Here is a 17593-nt window from a genome sequence, read left to right as displayed (position 1 = left end):
GGAAACATGGCGCACACCGACCACCAGACCATGCGACGCGTTCTGCGCCGCGAAATCGCGGGAACCATCGGTCTGCTGACCGACGAGCAGGACTTCAGCGTCATGCGGCGCTATCGCAGCTTCACCTTCGACGACCACACCGCCTACCTCCAGCAGGTCGAGGCCCTCCTCAGGAGCCGCGCCCTCCAGGGCAGCCACACCAGCGTGGCCCTCTTCGACCCCCAGGAATACGCCGAGTTCTGCGCCGGCAGCGGCCTCGACCCCGACAACCCGTCGAGCCGCGCCCGCTTCACCGCCGAACTCGCCGCGACCGGCCCCACCCTGCTCTACGAAGGCCAGCCACTGGCCGACCTCCTCCCGGCCCTGGTCGACGAGGCCGTACGCCAGGCGACCTGGGAGTACGCGACCACACTCCTCGCCCGCCTCGGCGCCTGCGCCTCCTGCGGCGAGGACATCGGCCGCGCCGCCTTCACCCGGGCCTCCGGCCTCCTCGTCCGCATCCTCGACACAGCCCGACCCGGCAACCGACACCTCGTCTGCAGCGTCTCGGGAGCACCGGAAACCATCGTCTCCGTCCTCCACGCCGACCAGGACGAGGACGGCACCACACACCTGGACGACGCCGAGTCCCTCGAATTCACCACGATCCTCGCCCTCGGCCTCGCCACCCGAAGCCCCGGCGGCCTCGTCATGCGCACCACCAGCCCCGACCTCCCCGACTGCATCTACGGCTGGCGCCTGCGCGGCGACGGCCTCGAAGCCCTGACCGCCGGCGAGGTCTTCGACGCCTACTGCACCGACGTCGAATCAGGCGACCTCATCTCCCCGGAATCAGGCGTCGACTACTGCGTGCCGCCCGACCTCGGAGACCTGGAGCAGCCCTCGGGAGGACACCACCACTGAGCACGACAGGGGCGCCCCACCAGTGGTGGGGCGCCCCTGAATCACAGCAGACGGACGGCTTGCCGCCCGACCGTCTGCCTAGCTGCTCACTTGCCTATTCGCCGGACAGTACGGCCTGAGCCGCCGCGCGCGCCTCCTCGGCACTGTCCGCGGCGCGCGCGGCCAGCGCGGCCCGCTCGCACTGCGCCAGCGTGTACTTCGCCAGCGTCGAGCGCACATAAGGAATCGAAGCCGCACCCATGGAAAGCGAGGTGACCCCCAGACCGGTCAGCACACAAGCCAGCAGCGGGTCGGACGCGGCCTCACCGCAGACACCACAGCTCTTGCCCTCGGCCTTCGCCCCCTCCGCGGACATCGCGACCAGGTCGAGCAGCGCGGGCTGCCACGGATCCTGCAGCCGGGACACCGCACCCACCTGACGGTCGGCGGCGAAGGTGTACTGCGCGAGGTCGTTGGTCCCCAGCGACAGGAACTCGACCTCCTGCAGAATCGAGCGCGCCCGCAGCGCGGCCGACGGAATCTCCACCATCGCACCGAACTTCGCCCGCAGCCCGGCCCCCCGGCACGCGTCCGCGAACGCCTTCGCGTCCGCACGGTCCGCGACCATCGGCGCCATGACCTCGAGGTAGACCGGCAGCCCCTCGGCGGCCTTCGCCAGCGCCGTCAGCTGAGTGCGCAGCACATCGGGGTGGTCGAGCAACGACCGCAGACCGCGCACACCCAGAGCCGGGTTCGGCTCATCGGCTGGCGTCAGGAAGTCCAGCGGCTTGTCCGCGCCCGCGTCCAGCACCCGCACGACGACACGCCCCTCGGGGAACGCCTCGAGCACCTGCCGGTAGGCCTCGACCTGCTTCTCCTCGGACGGCGCGTTCTTGCTGTCGTCCAGAAAAAGGAACTCGGTACGGAAGAGCCCCACACCCTCGGCCCCCGCCTCCAGCGCGGCCGGTAGATCAGCAGGCCCGCCGACATTGGCCAGCAGCGGCACCTTGTGCCCGTCGGAGGTGGCACCAGGACCCGTAGAAGCGGAGAGAGCGGCCTTGCGCGCGGCGGCCGCGGCCTCCAGCTGCTCCTTCTTCTCATCACTGGGGTTCACGAAGATCTCACCGGTGCTGCCGTCCACGGCGACGACCGTGCCCTCGGCCAACTCCCCGGCCCCCGGCAGCGCCACCACGGCCGGCACACCGAGCGCCCGCGCCAGGATCGCGCTGTGACTCGTCGGCCCACCCTCCTCGGTGACGAAACCGAGCACCAGCGTCGGGTCCAGCAGCGCCGTATCAGCAGGCGCGAGGTCACGGGCAATAAGGACGTACGGCTCGTCGCTGTCCGGAACACCCGGCATCGGCACCCCGAGCAACCGGGCGACGATACGGTTCCGCACGTCATCGAGGTCGGCCACCCGGCCGGCGAGATACTCACCGGCACCGGCCAGCAGAGCACGGTAGGCGGCGAAGGCGTCATAGACGGCCCGCTCCGCGGTACTGCCGACGGCGATACGACGTTCCACGTCCGCCATCAGCTCGGGGTCCTGGGCCATCATGGCCTGCGCCTCGAGCACCGCCTGGGCTTCGCCCCCCGCCAGATTGCCGCGCGCCATCAGGTCGGCCGCCACAGCGTCCACGGCTTGGCGGGCGCGCCCCTGTTCACGCTCCGCGTCCTCCACCGGAATCTGCTTGGCAGGCGGTTCCAGAACCGCCGTCCCCATGTGCCGAACCTCGCCGATCGCCACACCGTGGCTCACACCGACGCCTCGCAGCGTTGTCTCCATCTCACCCGTCTCCGATAGTGCGGCGGGTCCCGCCGCCGCGGTGGTTGTCCTGCTCGCCGTCATTGAGACGGCACTGACGTCACGCCCAGGTGAAGAGACTGTCGCCGGCCTTCACATCGCCGTCCTCGCGGAGATCGGAGAGCGCGTCGGCCGTTGCTTCGAGAGCCACGACCGGGCACACCGGGGACTTGCCGGCGGCCTCGACCGCGGCCGGGTTCCAGCGCACGACGCTCTGGCCCCGGGTCACGGTGTCGCCCTTGTTGACGAGCAGCTCGAAGCCCTCGCCATTGAGCTGGACGGTGTCGATCCCGAGGTGAATGAGCACACCGTGTCCGTCAGAGTCCACGACGACGAAGGCGTGCGGGTGGAGGGAGACGATCACTCCGTCCACGGGAGAGACAGCCTCGGAAGGCTCACGTACGGGGTCGATGGCCATGCCGGGGCCGACCATGGCTCCGGCGAAGACCGGATCCGGCACCTCCGTCAGTCCGATGGCACGTCCTGCGAGAGGGGACGTCACGCTGGTCATGGGAAGCCTCCCAGGGGTGGAAATGTGATGGGGCCGTCACTATCTGTCCCGGACGGCACACTGAGCAGCAGGGTATGTCATATGTAGTACCGGTTCCGCCTGAGAGGTCCGGATTAGTGGTCTAGACCACACCTCTAATCGATTTGCACCTGCTCTACGGCCGCATGTACAGTCGTACTCCTGCTTGAGGCCGAGCGACGCGACCAAGCGTCTTTGCTTGGCCTGGCAGCACCCAACTTGTCAGATCCTATCCCGGGGTCACCTTCTGCATGCCTGCAGGACGGTGGTCAGGGGGCCGGAAAAACACTGATAGAGTTTGGAACACCGAAGGGAAGCCCGGAGGAAAGCCCGAGAGGGTGAGTACAAAGGAAGCGTCCGTTCCTTGAGAACTCAACAGCGTGCCAAAAATCAACGCCAGATATGTTGATACCCCGTCTCCAAACATCTTCGGATGGTTGGGGCGAGGTTCCTTTGAAGAAAACATACAGCGAGGACGCTGTGAACGGTCGGGCTTATTCCGCCTGACTGTTCCGCTCTCGTGTATGTGGTCCCGATTACGGGAAAACATTCACGGAGAGTTTGATCCTGGCTCAGGACGAACGCTGGCGGCGTGCTTAACACATGCAAGTCGAACGATGAACCACTTCGGTGGGGATTAGTGGCGAACGGGTGAGTAACACGTGGGCAATCTGCCCTGCACTCTGGGACAAGCCCTGGAAACGGGGTCTAATACCGGATAACACTCCTGCACTCATGTGTGGGGGTTAAAAGCTCCGGCGGTGCAGGATGAGCCCGCGGCCTATCAGCTTGTTGGTGAGGTAATGGCTCACCAAGGCGACGACGGGTAGCCGGCCTGAGAGGGCGACCGGCCACACTGGGACTGAGACACGGCCCAGACTCCTACGGGAGGCAGCAGTGGGGAATATTGCACAATGGGCGAAAGCCTGATGCAGCGACGCCGCGTGAGGGATGACGGCCTTCGGGTTGTAAACCTCTTTCAGCAGGGAAGAAGCGCAAGTGACGGTACCTGCAGAAGAAGCGCCGGCTAACTACGTGCCAGCAGCCGCGGTAATACGTAGGGCGCAAGCGTTGTCCGGAATTATTGGGCGTAAAGAGCTCGTAGGCGGCTTGTCACGTCGGGTGTGAAAGCCCGGGGCTTAACCCCGGGTCTGCATTCGATACGGGCTAGCTAGAGTGTGGTAGGGGAGATCGGAATTCCTGGTGTAGCGGTGAAATGCGCAGATATCAGGAGGAACACCGGTGGCGAAGGCGGATCTCTGGGCCATTACTGACGCTGAGGAGCGAAAGCGTGGGGAGCGAACAGGATTAGATACCCTGGTAGTCCACGCCGTAAACGGTGGGAACTAGGTGTTGGCGACATTCCACGTCGTCGGTGCCGCAGCTAACGCATTAAGTTCCCCGCCTGGGGAGTACGGCCGCAAGGCTAAAACTCAAAGGAATTGACGGGGGCCCGCACAAGCAGCGGAGCATGTGGCTTAATTCGACGCAACGCGAAGAACCTTACCAAGGCTTGACATACACCGGAAAGCATTAGAGATAGTGCCCCCCTTGTGGTCGGTGTACAGGTGGTGCATGGCTGTCGTCAGCTCGTGTCGTGAGATGTTGGGTTAAGTCCCGCAACGAGCGCAACCCTTGTCCTGTGTTGCCAGCGTGCCCTTCGGGGTGACGGGGACTCACAGGAGACCGCCGGGGTCAACTCGGAGGAAGGTGGGGACGACGTCAAGTCATCATGCCCCTTATGTCTTGGGCTGCACACGTGCTACAATGGCCGGTACAATGAGCTGCGATACCGTGAGGTGGAGCGAATCTCAAAAAGCCGGTCTCAGTTCGGATTGGGGTCTGCAACTCGACCCCATGAAGTCGGAGTTGCTAGTAATCGCAGATCAGCATTGCTGCGGTGAATACGTTCCCGGGCCTTGTACACACCGCCCGTCACGTCACGAAAGTCGGTAACACCCGAAGCCGGTGGCCCAACCCCCTTGTGGGGAGGGAGCTGTCGAAGGTGGGACTGGCGATTGGGACGAAGTCGTAACAAGGTAGCCGTACCGGAAGGTGCGGCTGGATCACCTCCTTTCTAAGGAGCACTTCTTACCAAGAACCTTCGGGAACTTGGTCAGAGGCCAGTACATCGGCGAATGTCCGGTGCTGGTTGCTCAAGGGTGGAACGTTGATTATTCGGTGTCGCTGCTCATCTCGGGCTGCAAGTACTGCTCTTCGGAGCGTGGAAAGCTGATCACGAGTGACGGGGATGCCGGGCACGCTGTTGGGTGTCTGAAGGTACGGCTGTTATCAGCTGCCTTCAGTGCCGACCCCGGTAAAACATCGCGTGAGTGGTGTGTGACGGGTGGTTGGTCGTTGTTTGAGAACTGCACAGTGGACGCGAGCATCTGTGGCCAAGTTTTTAAGGGCGCACGGTGGATGCCTTGGCACCAGGAACCGATGAAGGACGTGGGAGGCCACGATAGTCCCCGGGGAGTCGTCAACCAGGCTTTGATCCGGGGGTTTCCGAATGGGGAAACCCGGCAGTCGTCATGGGCTGTCACCCTTGCCTGAACACATAGGGCAAGTGGAGGGAACGCGGGGAAGTGAAACATCTCAGTACCCGCAGGAAGAGAAAACAACCGTGATTCCGGGAGTAGTGGCGAGCGAAACCGGATGAGGCCAAACCGTATGCGTGTGAGACCCGGCAGGGGTTGCGTATACGGGGTTGTGGGATCTCTCTTCTGTCGTCTGCCGGCGACAGGACGAGTCAGAAACCGTTGATGTAGGCGAAGGACATGCGAAAGGTCCGGCGTAGAGGGTAAGACCCCCGTAGTCGAAACGTCAACGGCTCGTTTGAGAGACACCCAAGTAGCACGGGGCCCGAGAAATCCCGTGTGAATCTGGCGGGACCACCCGCTAAGCCTAAATATTCCCTGGTGACCGATAGCGGATAGTACCGTGAGGGAATGGTGAAAAGTACCGCGGGAGCGGAGTGAAATAGTACCTGAAACCGTGTGCCTACAAGCCGTGGGAGCGTCGCGTTGCATGCTTGCATGCAACGTCGTGACTGCGTGCCTTTTGAAGAATGAGCCTGCGAGTTTGCGGTGTGTTGCGAGGTTAACCCGTGTGGGGAAGCCGTAGCGAAAGCGAGTCCGAACAGGGCGATATAGTAGCGCGCTCAAGACCCGAAGCGGAGTGATCTAGCCATGGGCAGGTTGAAGCGGAGGTAAGACTTCGTGGAGGACCGAACCCACCAGGGTTGAAAACCTGGGGGATGACCTGTGGTTAGGGGTGAAAGGCCAATCAAACTCCGTGATAGCTGGTTCTCCCCGAAATGCATTTAGGTGCAGCGTCGTGTGTTTCTTGCCGGAGGTAGAGCACTGGATAGGCGATGGGCCCTACCGGGTTACTGACCTTAGCCAAACTCCGAATGCCGGTAAGTGAGAGCACGGCAGTGAGACTGTGGGGGATAAGCTCCATGGTCGAGAGGGAAACAGCCCAGAGCATCGACTAAGGCCCCTAAGCGTACGCTAAGTGGGAAAGGATGTGGAGTCGCAGAGACAACCAGGAGGTTGGCTTAGAAGCAGCCACCCTTGAAAGAGTGCGTAATAGCTCACTGGTCTAGTGATTCCGCGCCGACAATGTAGCGGGGCTCAAGCGTACCGCCGAAGTCGTGTCATTCCAGCAATTAAGCCCCAACGGGTGCTGGGATGGGTAGGGGAGCGTCGTGTGCCGGGTGAAGCCGCAGCGGAAGCTAGTGGTGGACGGTTCACGAGTGAGAATGCAGGCATGAGTAGCGATACACACGTGAGAAACGTGTGCGCCGATTGACTAAGGGTTCCTGGGTCAAGCTGATCTGCCCAGGGTAAGTCGGGACCTAAGGCGAGGCCGACAGGCGTAGTCGATGGATAACCGGTTGATATTCCGGTACCCGCTGTGAAGCGTCAAACATCGAGCATCGTGATGCTAAGGCCGTGAAGCCGTTCCGGACCCTTCGGGGAATGGAAAGTGGTGGAGCCGCCGGCCCAAGCGGTTAGTAGGTGAGTGATGGGGTGACGCAGGAAGGTAGTCCATCCCGGGCGGTGGTTGTCCCGGGGTAAGGGTGTAGGACGTGGTCTAGGCAAATCCGGATCACACATAGTCTGAGACCTGATGCCGAGCCGATTGTGGTGAAGTGGATGATCCTATGCTGTCGAGAAAAGCCTCTAGCGAGTTTCATGGCGGCCCGTACCCTAAACCGACTCAGGTGGTCAGGTAGAGAATACCGAGGCGTTCGGGTGAACTATGGTTAAGGAACTCGGCAAAATGCCCCCGTAACTTCGGGAGAAGGGGGGCCATCACCGGTGAGAGGATTTACTCCTTGAGCTGGGGGTGGCCGCAGAGACCAGCGAGAAGCGACTGTTTACTAAAAACACAGGTCCGTGCGAAGCCGTAAGGCGATGTATACGGACTGACGCCTGCCCGGTGCTGGAACGTTAAGGGGACCGGTTAGTCACTCTTCGGGGTGGCGAAGCTGAGAACTTAAGCGCCAGTAAACGGCGGTGGTAACTATAACCATCCTAAGGTAGCGAAATTCCTTGTCGGGTAAGTTCCGACCTGCACGAATGGCGTAACGACTTCTCGACTGTCTCAACCATAGGCCCGGTGAAATTGCACTACGAGTAAAGATGCTCGTTTCGCGCAGCAGGACGGAAAGACCCCGGGACCTTTACTACAGTTTGATATTGGTGTTCGGTTCGGCTTGTGTAGGATAGCTGGGAGACTGTGAACTCTGGACGCCAGTTCAGGGGGAGTCGTCGTTGAAATACCAGTCTGGTCGTGCTGGATGTCTAACCTGGGTCCGTGATCCGGATCAGGGACAGTGTCTGATGGGTAGTTTAACTGGGGCGGTTGCCTCCTAAAGAGTAACGGAGGCGCCCAAAGGTTCCCTCAGCCTGGTTGGCAATCAGGTGTTGAGTGTAAGTGCACAAGGGAGCTTGACTGTGAGACCGACGGGTCGAGCAGGGACGAAAGTCGGGACTAGTGATCCGGCGGTGGCTTGTGGAAGCGCCGTCGCTCAACGGATAAAAGGTACCCCGGGGATAACAGGCTGATCTTCCCCAAGAGTCCATATCGACGGGATGGTTTGGCACCTCGATGTCGGCTCGTCGCATCCTGGGGCTGGAGTCGGTCCCAAGGGTTGGGCTGTTCGCCCATTAAAGCGGTACGCGAGCTGGGTTTAGAACGTCGTGAGACAGTTCGGTCCCTATCCGCTGCGCGCGCAGGAACATTGAGAAGGGCTGTCCCTAGTACGAGAGGACCGGGACGGACGAACCTCTGGTGTGCCAGTTGTTCTGCCAAGGGCATGGCTGGTTGGCTACGTTCGGGAGGGATAACCGCTGAAAGCATCTAAGCGGGAAGCCTGCTTCGAGATGAGTGTTCCCACCCCCTTTGAGGGGTTAAGGCTCCCAGTAGACGACTGGGTTGATAGGCCGGATCTGGAAGCCCAGTAATGGGTGGAGGTGACCGGTACTAATAGGCCGAGGGCTTGTCCTCAGTTGCTCGCGTCCACTGTGTTGGTTCTGAAACCACGAACAACCCCATTGCCATGGTCACGGTGATGGTGCGGTTGTCTGTTTCATAGTGTTTCGGTGGTCATAGCGTGAGGGAAACGCCCGGTTACATTCCGAACCCGGAAGCTAAGCCTTACAGCGCCGATGGTACTGCAGGGGGGACCCTGTGGGAGAGTAGGACGCCGCCGAACTCCTTTTAGAGCTCTGGCTCTTGGGCATGCAGCCCAAGAGCCAGAGCTTTTTTGCGTTGGGGTAAGGTCAGGGGGCATCGTCGGAACGTTTTCCCACAGGAGGCCCCCGGGTGGAGGTCCAAGAGACCCGCGTCCAGACAGAGCGGGTGCTCACCATCCCGAACATCCTCAGCATGGCGCGCCTGGTCGGCGTACCCATCTTCCTGTGGTTGATCCTCAGGCCCGAGTTCGGTGGCCCCAAGAGCGACGGCTGGGCGCTTCTGGTGCTGATGCTGAGTGGGATCAGCGACTACCTGGACGGCAAGCTCGCGCGGCGCTGGAACCAGATCAGCAGCCTTGGCCGGCTCCTTGATCCCGCCGCGGACCGGCTCTACATTCTCTCGACTCTGGTCGGACTCACCTGGCGCGAGATTCTGCCAATCTGGTTGACCGCCGTACTGCTTGCGCGAGAGCTGGTCCTGCTGGTGGTGGTGGGCATCCTCAGGCGGCACGGCTATCCGCCGCTGCAGGTGAACTTCCTGGGCAAGGCTGCCACGTTCAACCTGATGTACGCGTTCCCGTTGTTGCTGCTCAGTGACGGAAGTGGTTGGCTTCCGTCACTCGCAGCGATTTTCGGATGGGCGTTCGCAGGATGGGGTACAACGCTCTATTGGTGGGCAGGAGTCCTCTACGTGGTACAAGTCCGCCGCCTGCTGCGTGCGGACGCCATGGCCGACTGACCTTGCCGATTGGGCGGTAACAGTCGCTCGATGGCCCGTTGCGCAAAAGTGCGGGACAATCTGGACTGGTGAAGTCGGCTAGACCGTCGTCTCGCAGAGGAGGACGCTTCCGACATGAAGGCCGTCGTGATGGCCGGAGGCGAAGGCACACGCCTTCGCCCCATGACCTCAAGCATGCCCAAGCCACTGTTGCCCGTGGTCAATCGACCGATCATGGAGCACGTGCTCAGGCTGCTCAAAAGGCATGGGCTCAATGAGACCGTAGTCACCGTGCAGTTCCTGGCCTCACTGGTCAAGAACTACTTCGGTGACGGCGAAGAGCTCGGGATGGAGCTCTCGTATGCCAATGAGGAGAAGCCACTCGGTACCGCCGGAAGCGTCAAGAACGCCGAAGAGGCGTTGAAGGACGATGCCTTCCTCGTCATCTCCGGTGATGCCCTGACCGACTTCGACCTCACCGAACTGATCAATTTCCACAAGGAAAAGGGTGCGCTGGTCACGGTCTGTCTGACCCGGGTGCCCAATCCGCTGGAATTCGGCATCACCATCGTCGACGAAGAGGGAAAGGTCGAGCGCTTCCTCGAGAAGCCGACCTGGGGCCAGGTCTTCTCCGACACGGTGAACACGGGCATCTATGTGATGGAGCCCGAAGTCTTCGACTATGTCGAGGCCGACGTTCCCGTCGACTGGTCAGGCGATGTCTTCCCGCAGCTGATGAAGGAAGGCAAGCCGGTCTACGGCTTTATCGCCGAGGGCTACTGGGAAGACGTCGGTACCCACGAGAGCTATGTGAAGGCGCAGGCCGATGTCCTTGAGGGCAAGGTCGACGTCGAGATCGACGGCTTCGAGCTGTCGCCGGGCGTATGGGCGGCCGAGGGCGCCGAGGTGCACCCCGACGCGGTTCTTCGCGGGCCGCTGTACATCGGTGACTACGCCAAGGTCGAGGCCGGTGCCGAAATCCGTGAGTACACCGTCATCGGTTCGAACGTCGTCGTGAAGGCCGGGGCTTTTCTGGACAGGACCGTCGTACACGACAACGTGTACGTGGGTCAGCACAGCAATCTTCGTGGCTGTGTCGTTGGAAAGAACACCGACATCATGCGCGCGGCCCGGATCGAGGACGGCGCGGTCATCGGTGACGAGTGCCTGATCGGTGAAGAATCGATCGTGCAGGGCAATGTGCGGGTCTACCCGTTCAAGACGATCGAAGCCGGTGCCTTCGTCAACACGTCGGTCATCTGGGAGAACAGAGGGCAGGCGCATCTCTTCGGCGCACGCGGTGTCTCCGGAATCCTGAACGTGGAGATCACCCCGGAGCTCGTCGTCCGTCTCGCCGGCGCCTACGCCACGACCCTCAAGAAGGGGTCCACGGTCACCACGGCCCGCGACCACTCCCGAGGCGCCCGAGCGCTCAAGCGGGCGGTGATCTCCGCCTTGCAGACGAGCGCGATTGACGTACGGGACCTGGAGAACGTTCCACTGCCCGTGGCCCGGCAGCAGACCGCGCGGGGGAGTGCCGGCGGGATCATGATCCGGACCACGCCCGGTGTGCCGGACTCCGTCGACATCATGTTCTTCGACAGCCAGGGCGCCGACCTCTCGCAGGGGAGCCAGCGCAAGTTGGACCGGGTGTTCGCGCGGCAGGAGTACCGGCGCGCGTTCCCCGGTGAGATCGGGGACCTGCACTTCCCGGCCAGCGTCTTCGACTCGTACACCGGGTCGCTGTTGAGGAATGTCGACACGACCGGGATCGCCGAATCCGGTCTGAAGGTCGTCGTGGACGCGTCGAACGGCAGCGCCGGGCTCGTGCTGCCCAGCCTGCTCGGCAAGCTCGGTGTGGACTCGCTGACGATCAATCCCGGTCTCGACGAGTCCAGGCCGACGGAGACCGCGGACACGCGCCGCTCCGGGCTGGTGCGGCTCGGCGAGATCGTGGCCTCCGCGCGGGCCGCGTTCGGGGTGCGGTTCGACCCTGTCGGTGAGCGGCTCTCGCTCGTCGACGAGAAGGGGCGGATCGTCGAGGACGACCGGGCCCTGCTCGTGATGCTCGATCTGGTGGCCGCGGAGCGGCGCAGCGGGCGGGTGGCGCTGCCGGTGACCACCACGAGGATCGCCGAGCAGGTGGCGGCGTATCACGGGACCCAGGTCGAGTGGACGACGACCTCGCCGGACGACCTGACCAGGGTCGGGCGTGACGAGACGACCATCTTCGGCGGGGACGGCAAGGCTGGGTTCATCATCCCGGAGTTCAGCAGCGTCTTCGACGGCGCCGCAGCCTTCGTACGACTCATCGGGCTGGTGGCGCGGACGCAGTTGACGCTGAGCCAGATCGACGCCCGGATTCCGCGGGCGCACGTCCTGAAGCGGGACCTGGCTACTCCCTGGGCCGTCAAGGGACTTGTGATGCGGCGGGTCGTGGAAGCGGCCGGAGATCGCTTTGTCGATACGACGGACGGTGTGCGGGTCGTGGAGACGGACGGGCGTTGGGTGATGGTGCTGCCCGACGTCGCCGAGGCGGTCACTCATCTGTGGGCCGAAGGGCCCGACGACGCCTCCGCGCAGGCCCTGTTGGACGAGTGGTCGGCGGTCGTGGACAGCGCCGGACGGTAAAACACCACGCACGCGCGCGTGCCGGACATGCGTCCCCAAGGGGGCCTGTCCGGCACGCCGGTGGGGCCATTCGGAGGTACAGGCCACCACGTGCGACGATGTGCGGCATGCCGCAGCAGCCCCCCGTTCGGAGCACACCCACGCGCCCTGCGCGCCCGGACGCGTCCATGTCGCTGCTCACCAATGTCATGGACCACAGCCTCGACGACGGCTACGCCGAAGCGGCCGCCCGGAAGAAGGCCGCGGGCGAGAGTGGCATGCCGAAGACACTCCGGGCGAAGCTCGGGCTCGCCGCCGGCCTGGTGCTGGCGGCGCTCGTCGTGACCGTAGGAGCGGCACAGGCGCGGGTGGCCGCCCCCGTGGTGGCCAAGGAGCGCCAGGAGCTGATCGACCGTATCGACAAGGAGACCACTTCGGCGGACAAGCTGGAGGGTTCCGTCGACTCGCTCCGGGACGACGTGAGCGCGCGGCAGCGGGCGGCGCTGAAGACCAGCGGCGGCAGTGGGCAGGCCGACCTGGTGAGCATGCTGTCCGGTGCCACCGCGGTGCACGGCCCCGGTGTGAGACTCGTCGTCGACGACGCCAAGGAAGCGAGTTCCGGCGGGGGCGACAACCCGCGTGAGACCGCGGACTTCTCCGACACCGGGCGGGTGCGCGACCGCGATATGCAGCGTGTCGTCAACGGACTGTGGGCGGCGGGCGCCGAGGCCGTCTCCATCAACGGGCAGCGGCTGACGGCGCTGTCCGCGATCAGGGCCGCGGGTGACGCGATACTGGTCGACAACAAGCCACTGGTACCGCCTTACACGGTGCTCGCGGTGGGGGACGGCAAACGGCTGAGCACCAGGTTCCAGAACGGTGCCGACGGGCTGTATCTGCACGCCCTGGAAGACAACTACGGCATCAGGGCGACCATCGCCGTGGAGAGTGATCTCCGGCTGCCCGCCGCGCCGAGTGTGATCGTACGTACAGCACAGCCGAGAACTGAGAAGGGCACATCGTGATCGCCGTACTGGGCCTCATCGTGGGAGTGGTGGCCGGAATCCTGGTCCGGCCTGAGGTGCCGGTGGTCGTGGAGCCCTATCTGCCGATCGCCGTCGTCGCGGCGCTCGACGCGGTCTTCGGCGGGCTGCGGGCCATGCTCGACGGCATCTTCGACGACAAGGTCTTCGTGGTGTCGTTCCTGTCGAACGTGGTCGTGGCCGCCCTGATCGTGTTCCTGGGCGACAAGTTGGGCGTCGGCGCCCAACTGTCCACGGGTGTCGTGGTCGTCCTCGGGATCCGGATCTTCTCCAACGCGGCTGCCATTCGCCGGCACGTCTTCCGGGCGTGAGGTCGATGAGCAACGACGACGAGCGACCTGAACACAGGCTGCGCAGGGAACTGCCCGAAGAGGTCCAGGCGTCTGCTTCCTCGGAGGCGTCGATTCCAGAGGAGAAGTCCGGGCCCACCGTGACGGGTCGGCAGCGGCTGGTGCAGGGGCTGTGGCCGCCGCGTGTGAGCCGGGCCCAACTCATCGTCGCGGTGCTGCTGTTCGGCCTCGGTTTCGGGTTGGCCGTCCAGGTCGCCTCGAACAGCAACAGCGACAGCGCGCTGCGTGGGGCACGGCAGGAAGATCTTGTGCGGATTCTCGATGAACTGGACGACCGTACTCAGCGTCTTGAAGACGAGAAGCAGGGTCTGCAGAAACAGCGCGACGAGCTGGAGAACAGCTCCGACCAGGCCGAGGAGGCACGCAAGCAGACGGCCGAGAAGGAGAAGCAACTCGGCATTCTGGCGGGCACCGTGGCCGCGCAGGGACCCGGCATCACGATGACCATCGACGACACGAAGGGAACGGTCGAGGCGGACATGCTGCTCGACGCGGTCCAGGAGCTGCGCGCGGCTGGCGCGGAGGCGATCCAGGTGAACGACGTACGGGTCGTGGCCAACACGTATCTGACGGACTCCGGCAAGAGCGTGAGCGTCGACGGGAACAAGATCAACGCCCCCTATCGTTTCAAGGTCATCGGCAAGCCGCAGGATCTCGAACCGGCGCTCAACATCCCTGGAGGCGTGGTGCAGACTCTCGAGAAGGAGCAGGCCACCGTTACCGTCGGGCGGTCGGCCAAGATCGTCGTGGATGCCTTGCGGGCGGCGAAGCAGCCTGACTACGCTCGGTCGTCCTCCCAGTGAACCGGGGGTGCATGGGGATCGTCCGGCGAGGGCATGAGGTTGCGGGGGGTCGACGCACCGATTGGGTGGTGCGTGGTGGAAACTGTCTGGTGGATACGGACGTTGTGAGGATGTCCGGGTCAACCGGTGTGTTCAATCAGGGTTCGTCCTGCCCCACGGGCGGGTCTGTTTCGGTCAAGGGGAATCGCCCGTGAAGTTGTTTGCGAAGTTGTTCGGCAAGAGTGCGAAAGAGGGCAGCGACAGCCAGACCGCTCGCCACCGCGCACAACCGGACGCAGAAGGCCAGCGCCCGCTGTTCCGCGACCAGGTCGGTGGCCAGGGCGCGCCGTCGGTTGACCCTGCGCAGTCCGGCGACATAGGTTTCGGGCAACCGTCAACCTCAAGTACGGGTGGAGGGTTTTCCCCTATGTCGGCCCTGGTGTGTACGAGGTGCGGTAACCGCAACGCGGAGAACAGCCGCTTCTGTTCCAACTGCGGTGCTCCGCTGCGCCCCGGCGCGACCCCGGAGCGTCCGTCCGAGACGACCTCCACGATCTCCATCTCCGGTCTCGAGGCCTACGACGCCGAAGTGACCGGTCAGACGCAGATGCCCACGCTCTCCCCGGAGGCACAGGCCGCCGTCGACGCCCTGCCGTTGGGCTCGGCGCTGCTGGTGGTGCGACGTGGTCCGAACTCGGGCAGCCGCTTCCTGCTGGACGGCGAGCTGACCACGGCCGGCCGTCATCCGCAGAGCGACATCTTCCTGGACGACGTGACGGTCTCGCGCCGCCATGTGGAGTTCCGGCGCTCTCCTGACGGTTCGTTCACGGTCGCTGACGTCGGCAGCCTGAACGGCACGTACGTCAACCGCGAGCGCATCGACCAGGTCTCGCTGGCCAACGGTGACGAAGTGCAGATCGGCAAGTACCGGCTGGTGTTCTACGCGAGCCAGCGGGGTTACTGACCCTCCCTCGGACTGGGTCCGGGGGATTCCCCCAGGAAGGTCCATGCTTCAAACACCGAGCGGCGGTGCCGGACACGGTACCGCCGCCGCGGACACTGGGCTGATGAGCATCGGCACGGTGCTGACCGTGCTGCGCGACGAGTTCCCCGAGGTCACCATCTCCAAGATCCGGTTCCTGGAGTCGGAGGGCCTCATCGAGCCGCAGCGGACCCCTTCCGGGTACCGCAAGTTCAGCCCCGCCGACGTCGAGCGCCTCGGCCATGTCCTGAGGATGCAGCGGGACCACTATCTGCCGCTCAAGGTGATCCGCGAGCACCTCGACGCCATGGAGCGCGGTGAGGCGGCGCCGCTGCCCACCGTGGGGCGTCAGCGGGACGGCGAGGTCGTCCTGGAGCCCGTGGAGGGGCCCACGGCGGCCCGGATCGGGCGGGCCGAGCTGATGGCCGCCGCCGGGATCGGCGAGCAGGAGCTCGACGAGTGGGAGTCGTACGGACTCATCGCCCCGCTGCCGGACGGGGTGTACGACGCGGAAGCCGTCACCGTGGCCGGACTTGTCCTCGAACTTGGACGGTTCGGGATCGAGCCGCGGCATCTGCGCGCCATGAAGGCCGCCGCCGACCGTGAGGCCGGGCTCGTCGACCAGGTGGTGGCCCCGCTCAAGCGCCACCGCAATCCGCAGACCAGGGCCCACGCGGAGGCCCGTACGAAGGAGCTGGCGGGGCTCACGGTGAAGCTGCACGCCGCTCTGGTGCAGACCGCGCTGGGCGTGCGCCTGCCCTGAGACGGGCGGCTGTGCGGCTGCCTGATCGGTCACCCGTTCCCGGCCCGACTACCCAAACGTCCCGGGCACGGCCTAGGGTTGCTGTGTGAACGAGCTCGATGTCGTAGGTGTCCGGGTCGAAATGCCCTCCAACCAACCGATCGTGCTCCTGCGTGAAGTGGGAGGCGACCGCTACCTCCCCATCTGGATCGGGCCCGGGGAGGCGACGGCGATCGCCTTCGCTCAGCAGGGCATGGCCCCCGCACGACCGCTGACCCACGACCTGTTCAAGGACGTGCTGGAGGCCGTCGGCCAGGAGCTGACCGAAGTGCGCATCACGGATCTGCGGGAGGGCGTCTTCTACGCGGAGCTGGTCTTCGCCAGCGGCGTCGAGGTGAGCGCCCGCCCGTCCGACGCCATAGCGCTGGCGCTGCGCACCGGGACGCCGATCTACGGCAGTGACGGTGTGCTCGACGACGCGGGCATCGCGATCCCGGACGAGCAGGAGGACGAGGTGGAGAAGTTCCGCGAGTTCCTCGACCAGATCTCGCCCGAGGACTTCGGCACCAACAGCCAGTGAACCGGGGGCCGGCGAGGAAATGCTGGCATTTGCCACCGGCGTGTGAGAGCGTCCTGCGACTCTCCGCGAGCGCATTCGGCTAGCCTTTCCCCGCGGTGGGACACGGGAAACCACTCCTTGGGTGATTATCACTCGGCGTGCCGAGTGTGGCGATCGTTGACGCACCCCTGGTGACTGCCTACCGTCGAGAAGGCAGGTCAAGGACGGAGGTCGGCGTGAGAAGCAGCGGCGACGGTACGGCTGGGGGTGCCCCGGAACGCAGTTTCGGGGACAGATGTCCGTACCCGCTTCACGGCAGTACGGCCGATCGCATTCCGCAGCGGCCGGCGGCAGTGCCGAGCAGCGGAGGGGCGACGTCCATGGCGTCCGAGGAGATCGGTTACCGAGGGCCTACGGCCTGTGCGGCGGCCGGCATCACCTATCGGCAACTGGACTACTGGGCGCGCACCGGGCTCGTGGAGCCCAGCGTGCGGCCCGCACACGGGTCGGGGACGCAGCGGCTCTACAGCTTCCGGGACGTCGTCGTCCTGAAGATCGTCAAGCGGTTCCTCGACACGGGTGTGTCGCTGCAGAACATCCGCAGCGCCGTCCTGCACCTGCGGGAGTGCGGCTTCCGCGATCTGGAGCGCATGACGCTCATGAGCGACGGCGCGACGGTCTACGAGTGCACGTCGCCGGACGAGGTGCACGCGCTGCTCCAGGGCGGCCAGGGGGTCTTCGGGATCGCCGTGGGGGTCGTGTGGCGAGATGTCGAGAGCGCCCTGTCGCAGCTGCACGGGGAGCGCGTCGACACCGGTGAGACGCTCGTCGGGCCCAACCCCGCCGACGAGCTGGCCAGGCGGCGCAACCGGGCCGTCTGAGGG

Annotated in this window: 12 protein-coding genes and 3 rRNA genes; 13 read left to right on the top strand and 2 right to left on the bottom strand. The window is 64.4% G+C overall.

The genetic code is table 11. The features are described from left to right. The first annotated feature begins 6 nt into the window (after positions 1–6). Positions 7–903, top strand: coding sequence for a hypothetical protein (locus R2B38_RS04585; protein ID WP_318015076.1), 897 nt, complete (start codon positions 7–9; stop codon positions 901–903). A 94-nt stretch (positions 904–997) separates the two neighbouring features. Here the strand turns inward: R2B38_RS04585 and ptsP are convergent, their stop codons facing one another. Together ptsP and R2B38_RS04575 are read right to left on the bottom strand one after the other, a co-directional pair. Next, positions 998–2668 (bottom strand): phosphoenolpyruvate--protein phosphotransferase, encoded by a 1671-nt coding sequence (gene ptsP, locus R2B38_RS04580; RefSeq protein ID WP_318015075.1) that lies wholly within the window; start codon positions 2666–2668, stop codon positions 998–1000. Positions 2669–2747: 79 nt separating this feature from the next. Next, positions 2748–3197 (bottom strand): PTS glucose transporter subunit IIA, encoded by a 450-nt coding sequence (locus R2B38_RS04575; protein WP_318015074.1) that lies wholly within the window; start codon positions 3195–3197, stop codon positions 2748–2750. A 567-nt stretch (positions 3198–3764) separates the two neighbouring features. Between R2B38_RS04575 and R2B38_RS04570 the strand changes: the two genes are divergently transcribed. From R2B38_RS04570 to R2B38_RS04515, 12 genes are all read left to right on the top strand, one after another. After that, positions 3765–5292, top strand: a 16S ribosomal RNA gene (locus tag R2B38_RS04570). A gap of 317 nt (positions 5293–5609) precedes the next feature. Next, positions 5610–8735, top strand: a 23S ribosomal RNA gene (locus R2B38_RS04565). Positions 8736–8826: 91 nt separating this feature from the next. Next, positions 8827–8943: ribosomal RNA gene (rrf, locus tag R2B38_RS04560) — 5S ribosomal RNA — on the top strand. The 16S, 23S and 5S rRNA genes sit together here, the layout of an rRNA operon. Before the next feature lie 110 nt (positions 8944–9053). Continuing rightward, positions 9054–9662 (top strand): CDP-alcohol phosphatidyltransferase family protein, encoded by a 609-nt coding sequence (locus tag R2B38_RS04555; RefSeq protein ID WP_033287014.1) that lies wholly within the window; start codon positions 9054–9056, stop codon positions 9660–9662. A 114-nt stretch (positions 9663–9776) separates the two neighbouring features. Then, the gene (locus R2B38_RS04550; protein ID WP_318015073.1) at positions 9777–12272 is read left to right on the top strand and encodes a mannose-1-phosphate guanyltransferase; all 2496 of its coding nucleotides are present in this window, start codon (positions 9777–9779) and stop codon (positions 12270–12272) included. 167 nt (positions 12273–12439) lie between these two features. Continuing rightward, positions 12440–13276: a DUF881 domain-containing protein gene (locus R2B38_RS04545; protein WP_318021586.1), complete on the top strand. Its 837-nt coding sequence runs from the start codon at positions 12440–12442 to the stop codon at positions 13274–13276. Next, positions 13273–13605 (top strand): small basic family protein, encoded by a 333-nt coding sequence (locus R2B38_RS04540; protein WP_019059351.1) that lies wholly within the window; start codon positions 13273–13275, stop codon positions 13603–13605. The genes R2B38_RS04545 and R2B38_RS04540 overlap by 4 nt, the downstream gene beginning before the upstream one ends. 5 nt (positions 13606–13610) lie before the next feature. Further along, positions 13611–14447 carry a DUF881 domain-containing protein gene (locus R2B38_RS04535; protein WP_318015072.1) on the top strand — a complete coding sequence of 279 codons (837 nt, stop codon included), beginning with the start codon at positions 13611–13613 and terminating at the stop codon, positions 14445–14447. Between the two features lie 61 nt (positions 14448–14508). Then, positions 14509–15390, top strand: a complete 882-nt coding sequence (locus tag R2B38_RS04530) for an FHA domain-containing protein (RefSeq protein ID WP_318015071.1) — start codon at positions 14509–14511, stop codon at positions 15388–15390. Positions 15391–15433: 43 nt separating this feature from the next. Further along, the gene (locus tag R2B38_RS04525; protein WP_033287009.1) at positions 15434–16171 is read left to right on the top strand and encodes a MerR family transcriptional regulator; all 738 of its coding nucleotides are present in this window, start codon (positions 15434–15436) and stop codon (positions 16169–16171) included. An 85-nt stretch (positions 16172–16256) separates the two neighbouring features. After that, positions 16257–16730, top strand: a complete 474-nt coding sequence (locus R2B38_RS04520) for a bifunctional nuclease family protein (RefSeq protein ID WP_006123076.1) — start codon at positions 16257–16259, stop codon at positions 16728–16730. A gap of 215 nt (positions 16731–16945) precedes the next feature. Next, the gene (locus R2B38_RS04515) at positions 16946–17590 is read left to right on the top strand and encodes a MerR family transcriptional regulator (protein ID WP_318015070.1); all 645 of its coding nucleotides are present in this window, start codon (positions 16946–16948) and stop codon (positions 17588–17590) included. The last annotated feature ends 3 nt before the right edge of the window (positions 17591–17593 follow it).

Origin of the sequence: Streptomyces sp. N50 (assembly GCF_033335955.1) — a bacterium.
In the GTDB taxonomy this organism is placed as follows: Bacteria; Actinomycetota; Actinomycetes; order Streptomycetales; family Streptomycetaceae; genus Streptomyces.
The sequence above is the reverse complement of the archived record's forward strand: the minus strand, read 5'-3'. Positions and strand labels throughout refer to the sequence as shown.